Source organism: Escherichia sp. AM3, assembly GCF_032029835.1.
Taxonomy (GTDB): Bacteria; Pseudomonadota; Gammaproteobacteria; order Enterobacterales; family Enterobacteriaceae; genus Escherichia; species Escherichia coli.
The window spans coordinates 1-231 of the sequence record NZ_JAVUPQ010001357.1 but is presented as its reverse complement, the minus strand read 5'-3'; the positions used below and the strand labels follow the sequence as shown (position 1 = coordinate 231).

General features: G+C 63.2%; 1 protein-coding gene. It reads left to right on the top strand.

Translation table 11 applies throughout. The features are described from left to right. The coding region (locus RTW80_RS31040; RefSeq protein ID WP_312722110.1) for a citrate lyase subunit alpha at positions 1-231 on the top strand (231 nt) is incomplete at both ends.

Genomic DNA, 231 nt, shown 5'->3' with positions numbered 1-231 from the left:
AACCTGACCATTGTGGTCGCGCCGCTGCTGCGAAGCCGCATCCCGACGGTCGTGAAGCGCGTTACCACCCGCCTCACGCCGGGGGAGAGCATTGACGTGCTGGTCACCGACCACGGTATTGCGGTCAACCCGGCGCGCCCGGAGATCCGCGAGCGACTCATGGAAGCAGGGCTGAAGGTTGTAGATATCAACGCGCTGTATGAGCGAGCGATTTCGTTGACAGGCGTACCG